We start from the raw sequence: 19,828 nt of genomic DNA, 5'->3' as shown, positions 1-19,828 counted from the left end.
ACATTCAGCAGAATGTTTTAAATCTACTTTACAATAATCAAATTCTGTTTAATTTATACTATTAGCTCTGGTCTAATGACATAGAAAGTTTTTAGAACTTCAGATGCATCAGACTCGGATAAGTTGTACGTCTCGATAATTTCTGCTGGAGTACCTTCACCTGCATTATATTTAGTATTTGTAACGTTTGCGTAAATTCGCACTTTATACTTAGGCACTAAACTCCACCTCCGAATAATTCTATTAAGGCAATCTCCACATCGCCAAGTCTAGTTAGAAGACTAGCGTTTTGACCTTCTAATTCCTCTATTCGTAGCTGCTCAGCTGTCTTCGGCGCTGGCGCGTTTTCTGCGTCAATTTCCTCTTTAGTTTTATCGCGCTGTGTAACGTTAACAAGTCTTCCTTCAATAATATCAAGCGTGAAGTATGGGAAAAGTTTTAAAATCTTTGCAGCAAGTACAGCGCCCTCACTCGTATTCTCGTCAATAAAATGAGAATTGGGATACGTTTCCCTTGTTAGCCAATCGCCTGTTTCATAGCTACCGTTTACATGTAATATCATTTAGAACCCTCCTTATTTGAAAGCTATATAATTATAAATTTTCCCAGTCGTATTTGTGCCACTTGATGAGTAAGCAGCGAGTGACCTATCATGGGTTATGATAAACTTCATTGCCCCAATTACAATTTCATTTGCATTACCTGAGCTAACAATTGAACCAGTCACAGCCAGCCCACCAGATGCTGATGAAGTTCCCAACGCTGAAAAAAGTGTTGAGTTATTAGGTATTATCAAAACTGCAGTTGGTGTAAAAGGTAGTAAAATATCTCTTGTTACCGTACCATCCCCTGTATAGGAACCAGCAACATAAGGTTTGCTATCGAAAGTGAGTAATTCAGTCCAAGAGCCCCATCCTGAGGGAGTTTTAATTCTTGTATACGTGATTGTGCTACCAAGTGCATACGCAGTTTGTCTTATATGTCCTGCATCGCCTACATTAACAACATTCACTGTCCAACCAAGATGAGTTGTAGGCATGTTGACATTCGTATAGGTGTAATAATTTCCGTTATCCAACATAAGATTAGCATCATAAACGTTTATTATTGTTTCGTTACTTACCAGTGTCCACGCTCCCCATGCAGTTATTACTTTCCTTCTGGTCCAAATACGATTGGATTTAAAATCATAAGCTGTCTGCATAGTCCAATTGACGTCTAATGTAGTCACCGTCACGAAATAATCTTCTACACCCGGTACAGGTCCCGACGTTGGCTTGTTAATAAAGTACGACCCGTTGGTGTTTACATTGTTAAGATTACTACCGGACTGGAGTGTCATTGTTTCATTACTTATCAGTGTCCACGCCGACCATGTGCTCGCAGTCTGACGTCTTGTCCAAATCTTATTATTGTTAAAGTCATATGCCGTTTGCGCGGTGTACGTCCCGTCAAAATAACCGGTTACTTCAATATAAACACGACCACTACATCCAGATGGCATATTTGCATGATTACTACTAAGGTCATACTTCCCATTTTTCAGAAGCAAGTTAGGATTGGAGTTTACTGCTGGCGCTGATGAGAATCGAGCCATATTGTATACAAACTCTGCAGTTGCGATCTGTTTTGTAGCAGCTTCATCAGGTGGGGTTGTTGTTAACGGTGTACCAGTAAAAGATGGGGAAGCTGTTCCAGCTTTTGCATTCCAAGCAGCTTTCTCCGCATCTGTAACAAAACGATTACTTGCATCTTGAGTAATAACAGACGGTGGATGATTAACTGGATGAGTGTAATTATTCGCCCCCGCCGCAATCCCATCCAGCTTCACCTTATCAGCCGCAGACTGAAGACCAGCTGCGGAAGTGGTGGCTACAGCCGTGCTCGCCTTAGCGTTCCAAGCCGTTTTCTCAGCATCTGTTACAAATCTGTTGCTTGCATCCTGAGTAATAACGGATGCAGGATGAGTAGCCGGATGCACATATGCATTGGCCCCAGCAGCAATGCCTGCCAGCTTCGTTTTCTCCGCTGTCGTATAGTCCTCTGTAGATAGCTGCTTCCCAGCCACTTTATCTACCTTATTGCTAACCGCAGTATCCAATATATCCGCATTCCCATTCAAATCCGCAATATCGACAACATCTGTTCCTTCCGGTTTTTTTAATCCTAAATTCCCTGTCGTTTGCATATTTTCACACTCCCTCGTAAACTCTTAATTCACTCCATGTCTTGATTCGCGCTTGATTCCATGTCATCGTTCCTATCTGATTCCACACTGTATAGGTGTATTTCAAAGAAAAAGCTAAATGAGCGGGCTTAATATCCTCTAGCATTTGGATAAAGCCAGCCATATTGGGCGGAATCCCCTTCGTCCCGACAAATACGACCTCGAAACGGCTCTCTGCCGGATATTCAACTACATTTACCTCACCGCCAGAGAAAGCGATAGCTGTTTGGATAATTTTAACTTTAGTCGTCGTACCAGCTCCGCGCAGCTTGGCAAAAATACTCTCGCGTCGTCGAGCATCCGGTAAAGAGGAGTCGCTTTTCAGTCCAAGCACATTTTCCCAGCGCGTCAGTCCCCATGTAGCCGAATGTACAAAATATTGATCAAATGACGTTTCAATCGCCTCAGCCTGCTCCCCTAGTTCGCCGCCAAGCTTTGATTGAATAGCTAGCATTTCTACGATTTCATAATAATAGGGAGGCAAATATTTCATGAGATCTATTTCCGTATGGAGAGCCTCCTCCCCGTCGTCCCTATCTTCCCCATACGTCTGTTCGCCAAATAAAGCTAGACTATAGGACAATACCTACACCCCCTTTAGCTGATTCCAGGTTACTCCCGGTCCAAGCTTTCCGCTGGCTAGATCATAAGCGAGTTTCACCGCATTGGCCGTCGCCGCTTGTACAACACTCGTGCTGTTAACCGCATTGCTTAATTGAACAACGCCAGCAGCAGTTACCGACGCAGCAGGCAATCTGGCCACGGCAACGGTACCCGAGGTAATATCTGCAGCCGCGTGAGCATGCGCAGCCGGGGCGAAACTTACAGGTTTGCCGCTAATACCAGCCCAAGGCGCGCTGTCCGCTGCTTCTGCACTATCGATCTTTCCGTTGTTGTTCGTATCGTAAATGCTTTTCAGCATGTCGCCCGTCGCCTGCGCTGCAGCAAGCACAATATTCCCGCCGGCTGTACCAATGTACAGCTTCTGGGTATCTGTGCAGTACCCTAGTTCACCGACTTCAAGCAGCCCAATGCTCGTTTCTAAACCTCGCCTCAATTGAATGAGTACTTTTCTTGGCATCTGCTCGCCTCCTTAGAACGTACCGCCATCAATAACGGCAACCCTTAAGCGATTGCCATTCGCAGCATCATAAACGATGCTGTCTGCATCAATATTCGCTTCTATGCCTGTCGCATTAACGAGCACACCTTTGCCAGCTTTTGCGCTAACTGCTGCACCTGCAACCGCAATCCCGTTCCCCGCTCCAACGCTAAGGGTGACAGTATCGGCCTGCCCTCCGCCAGTAAGACCGCTGCCAGCTGTAATCGTCTGAAGCGCACCGCCAGTTCGTACCCATGCGGTACCGTTCCAGCTAAAAATCTTCTGCTCATCATCGATGTAGCATGTCCATCCTACTTGCGGCGTGTATAAATCCCAAGCTATACCGTTCCACTCGGCAATTTTGTTGACTTGTGAAGCCCACACGCCCGTTGCGCCTGCAGGAATCAAGTAACGATCCGATAAGACAGGCGAAGCTGGCGGGGTCACTAAGTCCTTATCCTTAACCGAAGCTTGCGGCTCGATGTTATGCTTCGCCAGCTCAATTTCATTTCTAATCTTTTGCGCTGACCACAAATCGGTGATCGCTAAACCCGCATCATTAATAAGCCTGTGCTTGGTTGGATCGTCCAGGTGCGTCTTAATCTCAGCTGCTGTTTTCACGTTCACACCGTCGGACACCTTGTTTACATTGCCGCTGGTAACGTTAGCTTTTAGCACCTTTGCATAGGTGGCACCTTCTGAAATGTCATCCAGCGTACCTGTCAAATCGGTAAGCTTCTGCGCATTGATTCTTCTCCATGCGGTACCGTCATCAGCATACAAATATCCATTGTTTGTACCGCTGCTCACGTAATACAACCTACCCATGGCTGCTGCAGCTGGTCTAGCTGCTTCTGTGCCGGATAACGCGCGTCCTACCATGCTATTTGTTGTCCCATCACCGACATAAACTTCCTTCGTATCTGTGCAAAATCCCATTTCGCCAGCCAATAAAGCACCGAATGCAGTTAGCTCTGCTTTTGTTCCACGCTTGATCTGAATCGTCTGCGACATTTAATTCCTCCTCAAAAATGATCCGCCATCGATACTTCCGCTTTTCTTGTATCTTTCCACTTCTAATTGCGTTGCAGAAATACTCACCTGCAAATCATTAATATCTGCTGCTTCCACCCGATCGCCTGGTGTTTCGTAGGTAACAAAAACAGCTTCAGCTTGCGCAAAAAGCTTAATTCGGAGCCTCCAAGGCGTCTCAGCCGGTACAGTCAGAAAATAATTTTGTATCTTCTCACCCGATAAGCCGGGTCCTGTATAGACCTGAATGCTGTCCTTGCGTATGTCATCATGTGCAAGGTCTCCCTCAAATACCCCTCCAAGAACGGCAAGCTGCTCTTCTATAACGTACAGCTCGCTGCCTTCCTTTTTGTTCAGCTTCACCGTAAATTGATCTACCTCCGCAGGATATCGCATAGGCTACACCTCCAATTCAACAAGCCCCGCAATAGGTACTTCGTCAATCTCAAGTCCGATATTATCGCTTCCGCCATTCAGTAAAAGTCGATCGTAGTCTAAGACCCCGGGTACTGCTAAGAGCAAAGTGCCGAGCTTAGCGATACTCACATAATTAATGCGGAACGCCGTTTCATCTAAATAAGCAGTGACTGCTTTAGCAAAAGCCGCGCTCACAAGCTGAATCGTATATCCTGCTGCAAGTGTAACCTTAGCCTTGATGCGAATAGGCACACTCGAAGCCGAAACGATTGAAACCTCTGCACCGATTGGCCTGTTCTCATTGATAAAATCAAGCACCGCATGCTGCAGCACCTCGCTCGCTGGCTGCTTATCCGAATTGACGATAACAACCTTCACGGTCCCCGGACCATCCCATAAGGGCATCACTCTTGCTCCACCAACACCGGGAACCGACAACGCCCATCTCATATAATCTGATACATTGCCGCTCGTCCCTGGATTTTGAACCTCGGCAAAAAAACGGCTGCGCAGCTGTGTATCCGACTCCTCGTCCTCACCTGGCACCAGCACATCGACTAGCTCTGCACGAGCAAGCGAGCTAATATAATCGATAGGCAGCATATCGCCAAACTGCTGATTGCCAGCTGCTCCCTCTGTTTCACTTTCAAGAACAAAAGAGCCGGCTTCCAATCTCTCTCTTACAATGTAATTAACCGAATCAGCCGAAAAACGGCTTCCAATCGGCACGTCCATTGCCGCTCCGCTGGAGCCATAAAATTTACCGAGCCGCTTCGCTCTCGTAGCTGCTTGCCTATTGACGCCAAAATCAGCTGTACGCCTAGACAAATATTCCCCGCTCGATGTATCTGCAAAAGCTAAATCAATATTGACGTCCAGCTGAGCATAAAGCTCAGAAAGCTCTGCAGCCGCCGGTGCCAGCGCATCATAAATAATGCTGCCTTCCCGCTTATCTACATTCCCTTGTACACGATCCAGCATTCGCTGGAGCAAATAGCTAAAGGTCATGTTTTCATACATTTTGGCTTACCTCCTCTCCAAAGCTTCCAAACTCCGTTACGACAGTAAACTGGACAACGATAGCTTCATCCTTCATCTCATACTGAAAATCAATGACATCACTCACCCGCTCATCTTGCATAAGCGTCTCTTGAATGCTGCGCTTTAGCTCTGATTGAACATAAGATGGCGATCCTCCAAGTAAGCTTTCCAGCTCGGTACCATAATTGGTGCTGTAGCAAAAATAGCGGTATCGCTCCGTTTGCAATATTTTGAATACAGCCTGCTTGACCGCTTCTAACCCGTCAGTCCTGCCTATGATCCGTTTGCTTGCTAAATCAAGCTTATAGGTCTCGCTCGTTTCGAGCTCCTCTACCGTCGTTACCTCCGCAACATTTGCTCCCTGTGGAATCATGGCTTAGCCACCTTATCGAGTACTACAAATTGTTGACCGCCTTGAACGCGGAGCATTAACACCGCATCTCCCGCTTCCAAGCCTGTGCGGATGACCAGCTTCTCAGATGTTTGCAGCTCAACTTCATACTTAACGAGGCTTTCCGGTATAATTAAAAAATCCTCTGATAAAGTAAAACGTTGATCAACGTTTACTTCCAGAGGATTGATTTGAATGACTTTTCCTACCATGACGGCTAGCGGATTCCCTGCAGCGTAGGCTGCGGCTCCCGCTTTCTTGATCGACTCCAATAATGCCATTAAATCACCCTCAATTCCAGCTTCATCGTATGCGAGTCCGCTTCGAATTTATGCGAGCATTCATCTACGAGAAAATATTGGTGAATGCCGAGCTCATCAATTACTACGGGTACATAACATCCCGCTCTAACTCGCAAATCACCAATGGCATCAATACTGATGCTCTTTTGCTCACGGTTTTTCAGCTTCATCAGCTGATTAAGCTGTTCATTTATTTGTGCCACATTCATTTTCTCATCCGCCTGCTGATAAAGCAGAAGCCGTCCCCATTTCGCGATTGAAGCGTCATCCTTCTTGGGATGATGCTTACGTATGCCTGCTTCTTTATTATCCTCAAAAATAATAATGTGGTTATAGGTATCGCCGTCAATCGATCGCTTCATTCCATAATCAAACATAAGGCTGTAATCGCCAATTACAAAATCAACCTTCATCTCCTCCACATTGCGCAAGGAAAGCTTTCCGAAATCATCCAAAAGCATAAAATTCCCGCCTGAATGAATGAGTGTTAGATCAAGTGCCTTACAAATAATATCAAGCAGCTTTTTATTATCCTCCAGCATGGATGGAATTTTGTACTTGGTATCCACGAGCACGCCTGTCTCCAAGCCAAAATCATCGGCAATTTTCTTTACAATTTGAGAGGCGGTAACCCCTTGAAATTTATAAAAATAATTGCTTAATAAATAGCGAATCTGATCATAGGCTTTTATCGAGATTCTCTCATCCATACCGGTACTCACTTCAAATACATATCCGTAAAATACATTGATATTATCTTTGCGGACACGAATGACATCGCCATTGTTCACCTCAAATGAAGCACTTTGAAATGGACTTCCTTTAAGCACCGTCATATCCAAACTAGACGCCGCTCCAATTCGTTTCGTCTTGTAGGTGAGCGAAGGAACAAGACTTGTAATATTCCATATTTTACCATTGCGGTTATCAATTAATATTTCCAGCATATGATCACCTCGGCAGCTTTAGCGTCATCCCGATGGGCAGCTTTTTGAGCTGTGCATCCTTAATGCCGTTCAGCTTCTGAATTTCCCGCCAACGCTCTTCTTTGTGAAGCTGAACGCGAGCTACCTTAATAAGCGTATCCCCTGCAACCAGCTTATAGGTGCTTGGAGCTTGCTTATCCAATGGCCTTGAGTTAGGCTTCACGCTTGCCGCTCCCTTTTTAATAACGACGGGCCTGGCACCATAAAAAGCAAATTCTTTCAGTGAAATACTGTACTCTATATCCCCAGACCCCGCCGCTTCCTTCCATTCGAATTTTTCAATGCTCATCGCCAAATTAATATCGAAGGTTGCCCCGGTATAAACAAAACGGATCGGTCGCTTTTTCTCCATCCAATCGAGGATAACCATGACATAAAAAGCAGGGTCTATCCATGTTTTGCTGACGACAAACGGATAGTTCGTCTTTGGGAAAAAGCTTTCAAAGGAAATCGTCGTGAGCTTCGAGCTTTGAATGAGATTAATTTCGCCTAAACCGGACACCTCGTAGGTCTTGCCCCCAGCACCATCATTAATTTTAATTTCTGGAGGATTGACCGGGAGCTGGAAGCCCTGCTTTTGATCATTGTAGCTAAGCCAGATTTCATAATCATAATGCGCATTGGAAATCATCTGTTGTACACCCCTTCCGCAGATGAGGCAATTTCATCGTTCAATGAACGCTCGATACGCCCGATAATCGTATCGATATCATAGCCATTGTTAATATCACCGGTCTGCACGCTGACCGTCGGCTGCAGCGACACGAAGTTCTGAATGTTCTTCATCTCCGCAAGCTCCCGCATCGTCTTCAAATCCTCGCTGGAAATCTCGACGCTATCGTTGATTTTTCCAACTTCGCCGACTCGGTCGATGTTAGGACTTGCTGCTCCAAATCCACTGCCTGCATCAGCAGTTGGCTTAAGGAAGCCTGATTCCTTATTTAAATCATAACTTGTATTGTTTTTCTTTTTCTGCAAATCATCCATAAATCCCTTACCATAACTCGATCCATTATTAAAAGCTTCTCCAAGGTCAGATTGAGCCATTTTGTATTTAGAGAAATCCACAACATTTTTATCGCTCGTTGGTTTAAACTTATCGATTTGGCTCGTGTCGAATCTGCCTTTTATTTCATAATCTTTACCAGTAATCTTGTTCAATTTAGTAAGAACCCAGTTTATTCCATCAATAAAGCTGTTAATCATCCCGCCAAAGAAACCGACCACATTTTGGGTGAGATCAAAAAAAAGCTTTTTAATCGCATATACAGGGTCAATAAAAATGTTAACCAAAAACTCAGCAACCGATAAAATGATATTCCACAAATAGGCGAAGCCATTTTTCAATGCCGTAAATAATCCGAAAAATAAGCCGGAAACGAAGCCAACTACCTGCTCCGTCGTACCGCCAAAGTATAGAAATAGACCTACCAATAAACCTATCACCGCGATAATGAGCAATATAGGCCAAAGAGCCAGAAGCCAAGCACCTGCTTGTGCCAAAATCGGTGCAACCATTGCCCATAAGGCAGTAAGCATGGTTGGCAGAAGCACTGCTCCAGCAAGCATAAGAATAGAAGCTATAAAGGGCCAATTGTCCAAAAACTGACTAAACAACCACAGTGCCCCTTCGCCGACTATGGCAAGCTGATTGGCTACGAACGTTAATCCGTCTCCAAAAAGAGTGAAAAAGGCTTGAAACTTCTCACTCGCTACTAGTTCATTAAGCTTATCCAGCAGCGGTGACATTGCCGCGACTGCTCCCATACCAGCAGCAGCAAAACCAGATTGAATCGTATTTTGCAGCTTGGCGATTTGGTTTACTGGGCTAGCGCCGACTGTGTTTAAAGCTTCTGTTCCCAAATTTGCTTTTTCTCTCATCGCATCGAGCGCATTAAGAAAACCATCCATATCCTTGGCTTTTTCGAAACCGACATCTTTAAAAGCTTCTTCACTAATATTAAATTGATCCATTAATCCGGAATAATCACCTTGCATAGCTGATTTTATTGCACCTGCCGCATCCTCTGAACTGCCACCGTTTGGATCTAAGCTAGACAACTCCATGGCTATATTGGTCATACGATCCAACTGTCCCGTATTTTGAGCAGTTGGCATAAGTGACAGTGCAGTCTTTATGGCTTCGTTTACATCTACGCCATTTTCAATCGCATTCCCACGTATATTCTCATATAGCGGCTCTCCAATTTTAGTACCACCGGAACGAGCAATCAGCAGCGCTTTTGAGTTGCTCTCTTCCATAGCCCCGGAAATCGCCATGCCAATCATTTGCGTAAGCTTTTGTCCAGCGCCGAGTATTGCAGATTGCCATAATGATGCTCCCTCTTGAGCGGCATCAACGATTGCGTCAGGTGCTGGTTCTCCGCCTGCTGGGTCAGCTGGATTTGCTTCATTGTTTTGAAACATCTCCATAATCGTTTTTAATGCTTGTACAGCAGTAAAAGCACCTTTTAATAATTCAAGAGGCTCAAAATCCATGAACCCTCGTCTTGGCCTTCCTTCACCAGAACCGTCTGGATTTCCAGAACCATCAGGACTCCCAGAATCTCCTGAATCACCACCTGGAGGAACTGCTGCTTCTCTTAATCTTTTAACCGATTCAGTAAACTCATTCATAGAGGCTGTTGCCTTCGTCAATTCAGTGTCCAGCTGAACGGTTTCAATACGCATTTTATCAAAAGCATTCACTAACTTTTCGCCTTGCTTTGTTGCTTCAATAAAAGCAGCATTCAAACGATTCATGAAATTAATAAAGGCTTCGGCTGAACCTGTATTGGCAGACCCGCCATTCTCAATGATAGCAGGGGAATTACTCGCCATCCTTCCACCCCCTTCACACGGGCAAAAGCGCTCCCTCATGGGAGCGCAGCCCGTCCTTATTTTCGTTTTGCTTTGGCGCGCTGTTTCTTCTCGTTCTCGATACGAACGTCGATCATGGCATAGATCGCCGCTTTCTCCCGCCGAGTCATGGTCATGAGCTCATGCGGAAGTATACGAAGCTCGTGGAGGGCGTAATAAGCGTAATTCGCTTCTCCGTCGCCCTCTTTTATTAGTTTTTTACTTCATCTGCCAAATCGTTTAGGCTTTGGTTAAAGCCGTTGATTTCCTGCACCCGTTGTACGAGTGAGGCATATTCGCCAGGGAGAAGCATTTTGCGCAAAAGGTTCTCAGCACCGATGATGCCGTACGATTTTTGCAAATCTGCATCCTTTAGGTTCGGGAATTGAATGCTGCTGACAACAAGCTTAGCCAAATACTCGTCTGTATTGGTCTCTGGAGTGAATGCGCCATTTTTCCCCTTGACCTTGCGGGTAGATGACTTGCGGCACTCCTCGTTTTCCGCTTCCGTCATGCTGCGCAGCTCCCAAGCGACAGCCTGCCCTTCTGCATCCTTAAACCGATCCGATACGATAAACGGCTGCGTTGTCTCCACAGCCGCATTTTGTGCAAAAAATACACTTAAATCACTCATTGTCTCTTGCCTCCATCATTTTTAATTTCGCCTTAAGAAAGAGCTGAAAATTGCTCCGCAATATCCAATCCTTCAAAAGTGAATTCCAACTCTTCTTCAAGAGCTTCGCTTTCCGTATCCAGCTTACCGATAATAACCTTATTCAGATTTACCTTATGAAGGAAAACCGTCTGCTTGCCCGTAGCCGAGGACGGATCTTCATTAATAATGGAAATATCAAAATAAGCATCCACGCCGGTATTCACATAATCCAGCATCATCTGGCGGAATTTTGACGTTACATAATAGATGGTCATCGTGCCTGTACCCGACCATCCCGTCGCTTTATGCTGCAAACCGCGGTGGCCAAGCGTTTTGATCTCAGCCTTTTGCTTCTCAATGCTTGCCTCCAGCGTCTTGATATAAAACATCTCTTCCTGCAAACCATTAATAATGGTATAAGCCCGTCCTTCGCGGCCCGAAATCGTATCTCCTGCGTTCAAAAATGCCATATTACTTCACCGTCACTTTCATATATACTTTTTCTACGCTATCAACCGGTTGGATATGAGCCTCGATAATAATGCTGTCCGTATCGACACCAGCTGCAACCGATAAATCGGCTTGGGCATCAAAGTTTTGAATAGCATTGAGCGACTGAAGATTGTTCAAATATTTCAAGCACTCGTTGCGGAACAGGCTTCTGCCATCTGCGTTATTATCAACTTTTCCAATATAAAACGACTCGAAAATATGTTTAAAATCGTTCGCAATGCCGTCCAGCACACGAATGACACGGTTTTTGGAGAAGGCTTTGCCTTTCTCTGGCGAGTAGCCAGTGAACGTATTGATATCCTGCTCAACAATGACTCTGCCGCCGCTTACCGTGAACAGAAACTCACCAGCTTGCAGCGCCTCCACCGTTTGCGAATTCGTATAACGAATGTCCGCATCAGCAGCCTCCTCATAGGCTTCATAGGTCAGCGATTTATTCATTGGCGCTCCGGCAGTTGCCGCAGCAACCCAAACCGTTGCCTTCTGTGCATCAAGAACCGTTCCATCCAGCAGCTTGACGCCATTTTTGACACTGATGACCCCTTCAGAATCAGCAGATGGATAATTCGCCAGCACGACCTGAATTTTGCGGCCTTCTTCCTCGCGCAGACGGCGGGCAAAAGCAGCATATACCGATTTTAAGGACAAGTCGGCGGATACTAGCGCAATGGTATTAAAATCCCTCAACTCAATTTGTGCCAAATAGTCGGTATGGTCTTGATTCGTTACGGTACCATTGGAGCCGCCAACAAGTGGAACGCCTGCTGCTAACGTCAATGCTCCTGTACCGCCGAAGCTTACAAAGGCATTCGATTTCAGCTCTGCGATATTCACTGCTGTTTGTGAGTCAACTGCCTCTTTAGCAACAAAAGTGATGACATCAAATCGTGCTTCATCGTCAACATTTTGTTTAACCGCAACGGTGATGTCATTGCCTCGAACACCGCCGAATTTAGCTGTAAGCGTTAGGCTGCCAGCGACAGCCGTCGCTTTTGTTCCTTCGTTTAGTCGGTATAAGAGCAGCGTTTTTGCTTTCTTGTAGGCTTCGCGTACCAGCAATAGCTCAGGCGCACTTAGATCATAACCAAGCAAGCTTCGCAGATCATCGCCAGCGTTGATCGCAATAACGGCCTTCGACTGCCCCCAGTTAAGGTTTAGCGGTACGGACACCGTTCCGCGCTCTCCCATGCTGCCTACCGTTTTCTTCTCGCCAACCAGGTTAATGTAAACGCCGGGGCGCACCTTATTTTGTGATGTATAAGTTCCTCCTGCCATGTTCTACATGACCTCCTTTTTCAAATAGGCTGTTATCATCGATAACGCTTGTTCGTGAGTATACGTTTCTTGCTCCAACAACACGGCGGATAGTATATCCTTCTGGGAAGGCGTATACCGTCTAGCCGACTTTAGCTGCTCCTTGCTGAACCTTGGTTCCAGCTCAGCTTCCTGCAATCTGCTTTTGTTCATTTTGTTCTGCCTCCGCCCTCTTACGATTTGCACCATTTCACCCACCCGCGCTCACATCTGGGCCACCTCCTCATCTGGATAAAACAAAAGGGACGATCGGTGTCGTCCACCGCTCGTCCCCGTTTATGATCTTTGGTACAATATCATAATATCACGGTTATTTGAGCGAAAACGGACATTAGGCGGACAGAAAGCGGACAACTTCTTGAAGCGCCTTTTGCTTCCATCTTCGGAACGTGCGATCAACGATACCCAGCTCCGAAGCAACAAACTCTGTAGGCTTTCCTTCTATAAAACGAAGCTTCAGCAGCCGAGCGTAATCGGGCGCATATGCTTCTAACGCTTCAAGCGCTTGATCGATAGATTGCAGCTGCTTCTCTATATCCTGAAGCTCACTTATTTTATCGATGACGCCCATATAACCTTCAAAGCCGCCCGAGCCTTCTCGCGCTTCAAGCACCTTCTCAATCTTTTTCTCCAGCTCTCGCAGCAGCTTTTCATCCGCTGGACTTGCTGTTGCACGGCTTTTCTTTACTTCGTTTAGCTGCGCTTTCGTTCCAATAGGATATTTCGATAGATTCGCATGCGCTGCAGCTTCGATACGCTGATCCTGCTCATCCAAGTACATATAGGAAGGCAGCTTGCGCAGCTGCCGATGAAGCTCCTGCAAATGATCATCCTCAGATACTGCGCTTAGCCTCATGCCTGGTCCTACCGAGGTACCCTCCAGCTGTTTTTTTCTCGCTTTTAGCCGTTTATACGCATGTAATTGATCAATCACCTGTTGTTCTGCATTCATTCAAATAACCTCCCCTAGGTTTTAATGAATATTGAGTATTTAAAATACCGTTCACAACAAAAAAATATAGCGGCTTCTCCGGTATTGACAATACTCCTAATCAAAAATATACTTACTTTTAAGTAGTTAAAATAGCGACTATGATCTACTAATACATTTCTTTAAGTGTTCGTCTGATGAATCTCATTGTATTTGGTATTTTAATTACCGTCAAGTATTTAAAATACCAAATATTCAAAAACGGAGGGTATTTATAATGTCATTGGGTGCACGAATTAAACAATTGAGGGTTGAGCGCGGATTAACGCAGCAGGATGTCGCCGCAAAACTCGAGATGGGCCGCTCTAACTTTGGTCATATCGAGAATGATCGGGTAACACCAACAAGTGAGGATTTGCAAAAAATGGCGGATATCTTACTGACAACAACCGATTATTTGCTTGGCCGCGATGCAGCCTCGGCAACTATACCTGAGTGGGCTACGTATAAAGATAAGCGCGACTTTAAAAAGCTGCTTGAGGAAGACGGGGAAATTATGTTTGACGGCGTGCCGCTAAGTGCTACCGATCGTCAGCGCGTCATGGATGTGCTTACAGGGTTGTTCTGGGAAGCTAAGCATATGAATAAGCACAAAAAAAAGACCGAGCCGACTAACGATGCTCCTGATGATGCCAAAGGGTAGGTGTTGCTATGGATAAAATGATTTTGAAGCTCATTCGAAAATATAAGACTAACGATCCATTCATCATCGCTGAGGGCCTTGGCATTCATATCCGTTACGCCGACCTCGGAGAAGGCACGCGTGGTCTCTATTTCAAAAAACTGCGCCGCCGGTTTATTGTCATTCACGATTCGCTTCCGGATAATTGGCGCCGCTTCGTATGCGCGCATGAGCTCGGGCATGACCGCTTGCATCCTGGCTTCAACCGTTTTTGGCTGGATGAGCAATCGTTTTTTAATGTTGGAAAATATGAGCGACAAGCTAGCAAGTTTGCCGTAAGGCTGCTGACAGCAGGCGATTCTCCTGCTCCCAGCGAGACGCTTGAAGAGCTGCTAAGAAGAAATGGCGTGCCTACGGAAATGCAGAAGTTTTATTTTTAATTGGCTGTATTCTGCATTGTTCGATGAGGATGCTGCTGTGCAAATTCACGCTTACAGGAAAAGCTCCCGCTAATCCAGCTGAAATTGACGTATTTACCGCATTTAACTGGAAATACTCCTGTTAATATCGTGAATACAGCCGTAAAATCACATACGAACTCCCAAATGCACCAATAAACACAAAAAGCTCCTATACCACAGCCAATACTGCGGAATAGGAGCCTTTTTTTATACTTTTCAAGATCAGACGAATTAAATCGCCCAATTGCCGTTGCGGAAGATAGGTTCGCGAGTGCCATCCTGCGTCACACCATCAATATTCATATCAGCCGAGCCGATCATGAAGTCTTCATGCGTAAGGCTTCTGTTTGCGCCATGAGCGAGAAGCTCCTCAGCTGACATTTTTGTACCGCCTTGGATATTGACCGGGTACGCTTGACCCAGTGCAAGATGACAGGACGCGTTCTCATCATACAGTGTATTGAAAAACGTGACATTGGAGTTCGAAATCGGTGAATCATGCGGCACTAGCGCTACTTCACCGAGATGCCTTGCCCCTTCATCCGTGTTAAGCAAATTAGTGAGCGCCTCATATCCCTGCTCAGCGGAATGATCGACTACTTTGCCATCCTTAAAGGTCAAACTGAAGCCATTAATGACTTGACCGTTGTAATTCAAAGGCTTGGTGCTGCGAACCGTTCCGTTCACACCATCCTTATTTGGCATAGTGAATACTTCTTCCGTTGGCATATTCGGATTAAAGTAAACGCCCTTAGCATTTGCTTTGGAGCCGCCTAACCAAATATGTCCATCCGGCAGGTCTATCGTCAGATTCGTGCCTGGCGCTTCATATTGAAGCTGCTTGTAGCGCTTGCCATTCAGCAGCTCAACCATCTGAAGCAGCTTGGCATTATGCGCTTTCCACGCTTGAACAGGATCTTCCAAGCCAATCCGAGTAGCGTCAACAATGCGTTCCCAAAGCTTCTGCACCGCTTCTTCTTGCGAGAGATTCGGAAATACTTTAGCTGCCCATTCCGGAGTAGCATAGGATACAAGCGACCAAGCATTCGTATGATTCATTAGTGAACCGCGATAGCCGCTAAGCGCAGTTGAAGCTGTTTTTGATGCTGTTGCAACGCGCTTCGCATCTACATCGTTAAGCAAGTCTGGGTTCGGAGAGTAGATGGTGATGAACGCTGCGCCATTTTCCACAAACTCTTCCCAAGCTTTGGCACGCCACATCGGATACTCCGAGAAAGCCTCTTCAGGCGCCTGCTTGTATTTGATGCGGGAAAGCTCCTCATCGTTATATTCCACATGGACATTTTTTGCGCCTGTCTTATAAGCCTCTGATGCAATAAGCCGTACGAGTGGAGCTGCTGTAATTGGTGCCATGACAACAACCGTTTGTCCCTGCTGCACGTTGACGCCAACCTTAACGACCAGCTCTGCGTAATTTTCTAATTGTTGCGGTGTTGGATACATGTATGTAAATCCTCCTTCATAATCAGTTCATTTGTTGCATCGTCCATAACCTTCTTCTATTATAATCCTCCAAGGACAATTGCTCAAACAATGCAGGCTCGAACATATCCATCTAGGCAATATTCCAGCTTAAAAAAAGGCCCCCAACGCTCAACGAATGAACGAGGGAAACCTTTTATAGAAAGCTCATATGTTATTGCTGCCCGGTTATGATATTAATAAGGGCTTTCCACCTTCATAATATCCATAAAAGGAACCTTTGTTACGCTGCCCATGTATTCCACATGAACCTTTTTTGTTCTTGAATCGAGCACCGTAATGACGCCTCTAACTTGCTCTGCTGCCCATATCGTAAGAAGCAGCTCTGTGCCTTCTTGCTTTGCTTCAACCAGCCGCTCGCCCAGCTCTTCCAGCTCAAATTCATCTCTAGTAGGCCTCTTTGGTCCTTTTGCCACCTTGTTCCCCTCCTGCTAGGTATGTACCCGTATTTTCAATAAAAAAAGGCCCCTCCGCTCGAGGAGACCCTGTTCCTATCGATCTAAGTTACGCGAATATATCTATTATAGCATGCCGCAACTGTCTCTGTTAGCGATATTGCGAGAGTTTCAGCAACAATTATTGGAATGCGAGATAATAGCCTATGCCTTTCTATTCATAAAAAGAAGCCCTCCGTATGGCAGTCCATAGCAGAGGGCTTCGTTACTATTTATGAATGCTTAATCCCAATGGTCAAAATCTCACAAGGACCAACCGATACTTCAAGCAGCGATTGTCCATCTACAGCAAGATTTTCGACTTCATGCTCAAGCACATTACTTTTATAAGCTTGTTCAAGTGATACAGCTGCTGCTTCTGACAGCTTAAGCGCCGTTTCAGAAGGCTTCATATTAAACCATCTAAGCATGAAATCGCCAGATTGCTCATTCACCTTCATGGAGGAGAACGCTAGTCCACTGCCGTCCCAAGCGAATAAAGCGCCATTTGGAGCAAGCTTGCCGGCATGTACGCCTGTCTGGCTAACTGTCCACGGCACTTGGAACTGATATGCCGCCGCATATGCACCGGATGCAACTCCGTCGCCGTTATGTGGAAGGATCGTCAAGCTGAAGCTTTGCTCACCCAAGCATTGTGCTTCTGGTGTAGGGAATACGCCCCAATCACCAAGCTCAGCAACTGCACGAAGCAATGTAATCGCAATGGAGTTACGTCCATCGCGCAATACTTCGTATTCATTCAGGCCAAGGTTGGCAACCGTCAAACCAGCTTGCTCGCCGCTCACATCAACAAACGCCTGCTGATGCTGTGCGTTGCTAGGATTGATCCACTCTGCTGCCGGCTCGTTATCACGCGTTGCAACCTCAAAGATGGAGTCCGCTTGATGAACCGCTGTTTCCAAATCTGTTGGGAACAATACGCGAACCCGGTGATCCTTCGCTTGGTTGTTGAAGGAGGATTTCCATTCTACCCCTTCGCCTTTGCGGCTTATTGCAATTTCAGTCCTGATTGTAAGAGGAACTGTCGTTTCTGTACGTTGTGACTTCCGCTCAGGGAAATAAACAGCCTCTTGCTTCTCAACTTCGAAGTATGGTTCTGCTGAAGCAGGAACAGCCCATTCATGAACGATCTCGAATGCCGCACGGTATGCCGTATTCTCGATTAGACGAATGCTTGCAGGTACACCCTTCGTTGTCAAAGTTTGCTCGCCGGTTGGCTGCTTATACATATATTCGTTGCCGATATCGCCAGTATTCTCATACACGCCAAGCTCGCGATAGATTTGACCGCTGCGTTTATCGGTCAAGTTAAACGATCCGTCCTGCGCGATATCAATTCGAAGCCATTCATTCTCAAGCGCATGCTCGCAAGCAACCATCGATTGTGATGGCTGCAATTCTGCTTTCGCATTTCGAACATAGCCATAAGCTGCCAAGCCTAGCGCAGCAACTTCCGCTGCTTCGAATGTCAGCTTCACTTTTCGGCTCATATATGGCTGACGGAACTTGTCATCTGGCAGATCATAACCGAATTGAAGTCCCATATCAGAAGCTGTATGCGCAATGGCTTCGCCGCTTGAATTAACAAGCGTTCTGCCCGTTACATCGACAGCATACATTTTCTTGTTCATCACATCCAGCGACAAACCATCACGGAAGTAAATGCGAGCGATGTCCAGCTCAACCTCTACTACTCCGCTGCGATCCCAGCCCGTTGTATTATACACAACAAACGGCAATGCATCTTCGCCATATTGTTCAAATATGGAAGTGTCAACCGCATCGGCAATTATCACTTTGCTATCGTCAATAATCGCTTCCGCAATATGACGGCTCTTATCGAAGCGAGTCACCATCTCACGGTGAACCTCGTCCACGCTGCAGCCGCAAATGCTATCATGCGGATGGTTCTGCATCAGTGTTTTCCAAGCGTAAGTAAACAAGTGATGCGGGTATTCGTGACCAAGTGAATAAGCAAGCGCAGCAAGCGGCTCCGCTACCTTCTCCAGCATGGCCTGACCAAGCTGATTCATTTGCTTCAAATAAACACGTGCGGAAGCTGTATTCACAAGCGTTGACCAGCCGTCTGTACGTTGGCTGCGAAGCTCGCCTTTCACGACAGACAGCTCGCGTGTAAGCGAAGCATTCACCGACGCCAAATAATCTTGGAAATTCGAATGAATGAATTCTGTATCAGGGAAAAGCTCTCTTGCTGTTTTCAGCGCAGCAGACAGATCCTGCTGAATCGGCTGATGGTCGCATCCGTTCATGAACAGCAATTGGCCTGTAGCAGCATACTTCTCTGCCTCAGCCAGCTTGCGCTCCCAATATTCCTTGGCGCTTGCTTCATCTGTAGGCACTTCCATGCCGTTGCAGTACCAGTTGGCGAACAATACGCCCAGCACTTGCGAGCCGTCTGGCCCTTCCCAAATCAGCTCAGAGAAGGATGATTCATAATCGGAATCTGCTACTGTATTGTTAAAGCCCGTTGGCTTCACGCCTCTGCCAAATACCGCATTATCGATGCCGGCTTGACGCAAAATTTGCGGGGCTTGACCGATATTTCCGAACGTATCTGGAAAATATCCAACTTTTGCAATCGTTCCATAACGGCTCGCATCCTGATGCCCGATTTGCAAATTGCGAAGATTCGCTTCACTGCTTGTCAGGAAGGCATCCTGCAAAATATACCAAGGCCCGATCGGAATACGGCCTTCTTTAATATAACGTTCTAGGCGCTCACGATTCTCGGGGCGAACCTGCAAATAATCTTCCAAAATGATCGTTTGGCCGTCCAAATAAAAGCTTTTGAAGTCCGGATCCGTATCAAGTGTATGAAGCAGCGTATCCATCAATTTTACTAGCAATACATGGTGCTTCTCATATGGCAAATACCATTCCCGATCCCAGTGGGTATGCGAGATGATATGGGCTGTTCGTTTGTCTTTCATCACTAG

At 46.0% G+C, this 19,828-nt stretch carries 22 protein-coding genes; 2 read left to right on the top strand and 20 right to left on the bottom strand.

What is annotated here, in order from left to right; translation table 11 throughout:
- Positions 1-217 precede the first annotated feature (217 nt).
- The 17 genes from MHH56_RS06340 to MHH56_RS06260 form a co-directional block, all read right to left on the bottom strand.
- Positions 218-562: a hypothetical protein gene (locus MHH56_RS06340; RefSeq protein ID WP_339207349.1), complete on the bottom strand. Its 345-nt coding sequence runs from the start codon at positions 560-562 to the stop codon at positions 218-220.
- A 12-nt stretch (positions 563-574) separates the two neighbouring features.
- The gene (locus MHH56_RS06335) at positions 575-2,188 is read right to left on the bottom strand and encodes a pyocin knob domain-containing protein (protein WP_339207347.1); all 1,614 of its coding nucleotides are present in this window, start codon (positions 2,186-2,188) and stop codon (positions 575-577) included.
- A 4-nt stretch (positions 2,189-2,192) separates the two neighbouring features.
- Positions 2,193-2,810, bottom strand: coding sequence for a putative phage tail protein (locus MHH56_RS06330; protein WP_339207345.1), 618 nt, complete (start codon positions 2,808-2,810; stop codon positions 2,193-2,195).
- Positions 2,811-2,813: 3 nt separating this feature from the next.
- Positions 2,814-3,308 (bottom strand): tail fiber protein, encoded by a 495-nt coding sequence (locus tag MHH56_RS06325; protein ID WP_339207342.1) that lies wholly within the window; start codon positions 3,306-3,308, stop codon positions 2,814-2,816.
- Positions 3,309-3,320: 12 nt separating this feature from the next.
- Positions 3,321-4,343 carry a DUF2793 domain-containing protein gene (locus MHH56_RS06320; RefSeq protein ID WP_339207341.1) on the bottom strand — a complete coding sequence of 341 codons (1,023 nt, stop codon included), beginning with the start codon at positions 4,341-4,343 and terminating at the stop codon, positions 3,321-3,323.
- On the bottom strand, positions 4,344-4,757 hold the full coding sequence (locus MHH56_RS06315; protein ID WP_339207340.1) for a phosphoglucomutase: 414 nt from the start codon (positions 4,755-4,757) through the stop codon (positions 4,344-4,346).
- 3 nt (positions 4,758-4,760) lie between these two features.
- Positions 4,761-5,798, bottom strand: coding sequence for a baseplate J/gp47 family protein (locus MHH56_RS06310; RefSeq protein WP_339207339.1), 1,038 nt, complete (start codon positions 5,796-5,798; stop codon positions 4,761-4,763).
- Complete coding sequence (locus MHH56_RS06305) at positions 5,791-6,192, bottom strand: DUF2634 domain-containing protein (protein WP_339207337.1); 402 nt, start codon at positions 6,190-6,192, stop codon at positions 5,791-5,793. The genes MHH56_RS06310 and MHH56_RS06305 overlap by 8 nt, the downstream gene beginning before the upstream one ends.
- Entirely contained in the window at positions 6,189-6,491 is a 303-nt protein-coding gene (locus MHH56_RS06300) for a DUF2577 domain-containing protein (protein WP_339207336.1), read from the bottom strand. The genes MHH56_RS06305 and MHH56_RS06300 overlap by 4 nt, the downstream gene beginning before the upstream one ends.
- On the bottom strand, positions 6,491-7,459 hold the full coding sequence (locus MHH56_RS06295) for a hypothetical protein (RefSeq protein ID WP_339207334.1): 969 nt from the start codon (positions 7,457-7,459) through the stop codon (positions 6,491-6,493). The genes MHH56_RS06300 and MHH56_RS06295 overlap by 1 nt, the downstream gene beginning before the upstream one ends.
- Positions 7,460-7,463: 4 nt before the next feature.
- Positions 7,464-8,129 (bottom strand): peptidoglycan-binding protein LysM, encoded by a 666-nt coding sequence (locus MHH56_RS06290; protein WP_339207332.1) that lies wholly within the window; start codon positions 8,127-8,129, stop codon positions 7,464-7,466.
- Positions 8,126-10,339, bottom strand: coding sequence for a hypothetical protein (locus MHH56_RS06285; RefSeq protein WP_339207331.1), 2,214 nt, complete (start codon positions 10,337-10,339; stop codon positions 8,126-8,128). Before MHH56_RS06285 ends, MHH56_RS06290 begins: the two co-directional genes overlap by 4 nt.
- A 229-nt stretch (positions 10,340-10,568) precedes the next feature.
- Complete coding sequence (locus MHH56_RS06280; RefSeq protein WP_339207329.1) at positions 10,569-10,991, bottom strand: phage portal protein; 423 nt, start codon at positions 10,989-10,991, stop codon at positions 10,569-10,571.
- Positions 10,992-11,023: 32 nt separating this feature from the next.
- Positions 11,024-11,482, bottom strand: a complete 459-nt coding sequence (locus tag MHH56_RS06275; RefSeq protein ID WP_076269725.1) for a phage tail tube protein — start codon at positions 11,480-11,482, stop codon at positions 11,024-11,026.
- Between the two features lies 1 nt (position 11,483).
- Positions 11,484-12,800, bottom strand: a complete 1,317-nt coding sequence (locus MHH56_RS06270) for a phage tail sheath family protein (RefSeq protein ID WP_339207327.1) — start codon at positions 12,798-12,800, stop codon at positions 11,484-11,486.
- Between the two features lie 3 nt (positions 12,801-12,803).
- Positions 12,804-12,992, bottom strand: coding sequence for a hypothetical protein (locus MHH56_RS06265; protein ID WP_339207325.1), 189 nt, complete (start codon positions 12,990-12,992; stop codon positions 12,804-12,806).
- Between the two features lie 178 nt (positions 12,993-13,170).
- Positions 13,171-13,791: an ECF-type sigma factor gene (locus tag MHH56_RS06260; RefSeq protein WP_339207323.1), complete on the bottom strand. Its 621-nt coding sequence runs from the start codon at positions 13,789-13,791 to the stop codon at positions 13,171-13,173.
- A gap of 256 nt (positions 13,792-14,047) precedes the next feature.
- Here MHH56_RS06260 and MHH56_RS06255 point away from each other — a divergent pair, with 256 nt between their 5' ends.
- Together MHH56_RS06255 and MHH56_RS06250 are read left to right on the top strand one after the other, a co-directional pair.
- A complete protein-coding gene (locus tag MHH56_RS06255) occupies positions 14,048-14,473 on the top strand; it encodes a helix-turn-helix transcriptional regulator (protein WP_076269721.1) in 426 nt (141 codons plus the stop codon).
- 8 nt (positions 14,474-14,481) lie between these two features.
- The gene (locus MHH56_RS06250; RefSeq protein WP_339207322.1) at positions 14,482-14,892 is read left to right on the top strand and encodes an ImmA/IrrE family metallo-endopeptidase; all 411 of its coding nucleotides are present in this window, start codon (positions 14,482-14,484) and stop codon (positions 14,890-14,892) included.
- Positions 14,893-15,144: 252 nt separating this feature from the next.
- Here MHH56_RS06250 and MHH56_RS06245 read toward each other — a convergent pair whose 3' ends face one another.
- The 3 genes from MHH56_RS06245 to MHH56_RS06235 all read right to left on the bottom strand — a co-directional run bounded on the left by MHH56_RS06245 (position 15,145) and on the right by MHH56_RS06235 (position 19,822).
- Positions 15,145-16,377: an aminopeptidase gene (locus tag MHH56_RS06245; RefSeq protein WP_339207321.1), complete on the bottom strand. Its 1,233-nt coding sequence runs from the start codon at positions 16,375-16,377 to the stop codon at positions 15,145-15,147.
- Between the two features lie 215 nt (positions 16,378-16,592).
- Positions 16,593-16,832, bottom strand: coding sequence for a YolD-like family protein (locus tag MHH56_RS06240; protein ID WP_076269718.1), 240 nt, complete (start codon positions 16,830-16,832; stop codon positions 16,593-16,595).
- Positions 16,833-17,083: 251 nt separating this feature from the next.
- Entirely contained in the window at positions 17,084-19,822 is a 2,739-nt protein-coding gene (locus tag MHH56_RS06235) for an alpha-mannosidase (protein WP_339209520.1), read from the bottom strand.
- Positions 19,823-19,828: the final 6 nt, after the last annotated feature.

Source organism: Paenibacillus sp. FSL K6-3182, from assembly GCF_037976325.1.
GTDB lineage: Bacteria > Bacillota > Bacilli > Paenibacillales > Paenibacillaceae > Pristimantibacillus.
Note: the sequence above shows the minus strand (reverse complement) of the source record. Positions and strands in the feature narration are given on the sequence as shown.

Excerpts from the sequence above, each read along its gene's own strand:
- MHH56_RS06310 (WP_339207339.1), bottom strand. The coding sequence starts at position 5,798 with ATGTATGAAAACATGACCTTTAGCTATTTGCTCCAGCGAATGCTGGAT.
- MHH56_RS06250 (WP_339207322.1), top strand. The coding sequence starts at position 14,482 with ATGGATAAAATGATTTTGAAGCTCATTCGAAAATATAAGACTAACGAT.
- MHH56_RS06285 (WP_339207331.1), bottom strand. The coding sequence starts at position 10,339 with ATGGCGAGTAATTCCCCTGCTATCATTGAGAATGGCGGGTCTGCCAAT.
- MHH56_RS06245 (WP_339207321.1), bottom strand. The coding sequence starts at position 16,377 with ATGTATCCAACACCGCAACAATTAGAAAATTACGCAGAGCTGGTCGTT.
- MHH56_RS06305 (WP_339207337.1), bottom strand. The coding sequence starts at position 6,192 with ATGATTCCACAGGGAGCAAATGTTGCGGAGGTAACGACGGTAGAGGAG.
- MHH56_RS06265 (WP_339207325.1), bottom strand. The coding sequence starts at position 12,992 with ATGAACAAAAGCAGATTGCAGGAAGCTGAGCTGGAACCAAGGTTCAGC.
- MHH56_RS06275 (WP_076269725.1), bottom strand. The coding sequence starts at position 11,482 with ATGGCATTTTTGAACGCAGGAGATACGATTTCGGGCCGCGAAGGACGG.
- MHH56_RS06340 (WP_339207349.1), bottom strand. The coding sequence starts at position 562 with ATGATATTACATGTAAACGGTAGCTATGAAACAGGCGATTGGCTAACA.
- MHH56_RS06270 (WP_339207327.1), bottom strand. The coding sequence starts at position 12,800 with ATGGCAGGAGGAACTTATACATCACAAAATAAGGTGCGCCCCGGCGTT.
- MHH56_RS06335 (WP_339207347.1), bottom strand. The coding sequence starts at position 2,188 with ATGCAAACGACAGGGAATTTAGGATTAAAAAAACCGGAAGGAACAGAT.
- MHH56_RS06320 (WP_339207341.1), bottom strand. The coding sequence starts at position 4,343 with ATGTCGCAGACGATTCAGATCAAGCGTGGAACAAAAGCAGAGCTAACT.
- MHH56_RS06255 (WP_076269721.1), top strand. The coding sequence starts at position 14,048 with ATGTCATTGGGTGCACGAATTAAACAATTGAGGGTTGAGCGCGGATTA.
- MHH56_RS06315 (WP_339207340.1), bottom strand. The coding sequence starts at position 4,757 with ATGCGATATCCTGCGGAGGTAGATCAATTTACGGTGAAGCTGAACAAA.
- MHH56_RS06295 (WP_339207334.1), bottom strand. The coding sequence starts at position 7,459 with ATGCTGGAAATATTAATTGATAACCGCAATGGTAAAATATGGAATATT.
- MHH56_RS06300 (WP_339207336.1), bottom strand. The coding sequence starts at position 6,491 with ATGGCATTATTGGAGTCGATCAAGAAAGCGGGAGCCGCAGCCTACGCT.
- MHH56_RS06235 (WP_339209520.1), bottom strand. The coding sequence starts at position 19,822 with ATGAAAGACAAACGAACAGCCCATATCATCTCGCATACCCACTGGGAT.
- MHH56_RS06280 (WP_339207329.1), bottom strand. The coding sequence starts at position 10,991 with ATGAGTGATTTAAGTGTATTTTTTGCACAAAATGCGGCTGTGGAGACA.
- MHH56_RS06325 (WP_339207342.1), bottom strand. The coding sequence starts at position 3,308 with ATGCCAAGAAAAGTACTCATTCAATTGAGGCGAGGTTTAGAAACGAGC.
- MHH56_RS06290 (WP_339207332.1), bottom strand. The coding sequence starts at position 8,129 with ATGATTTCCAATGCGCATTATGATTATGAAATCTGGCTTAGCTACAAT.
- MHH56_RS06260 (WP_339207323.1), bottom strand. The coding sequence starts at position 13,791 with ATGAATGCAGAACAACAGGTGATTGATCAATTACATGCGTATAAACGG.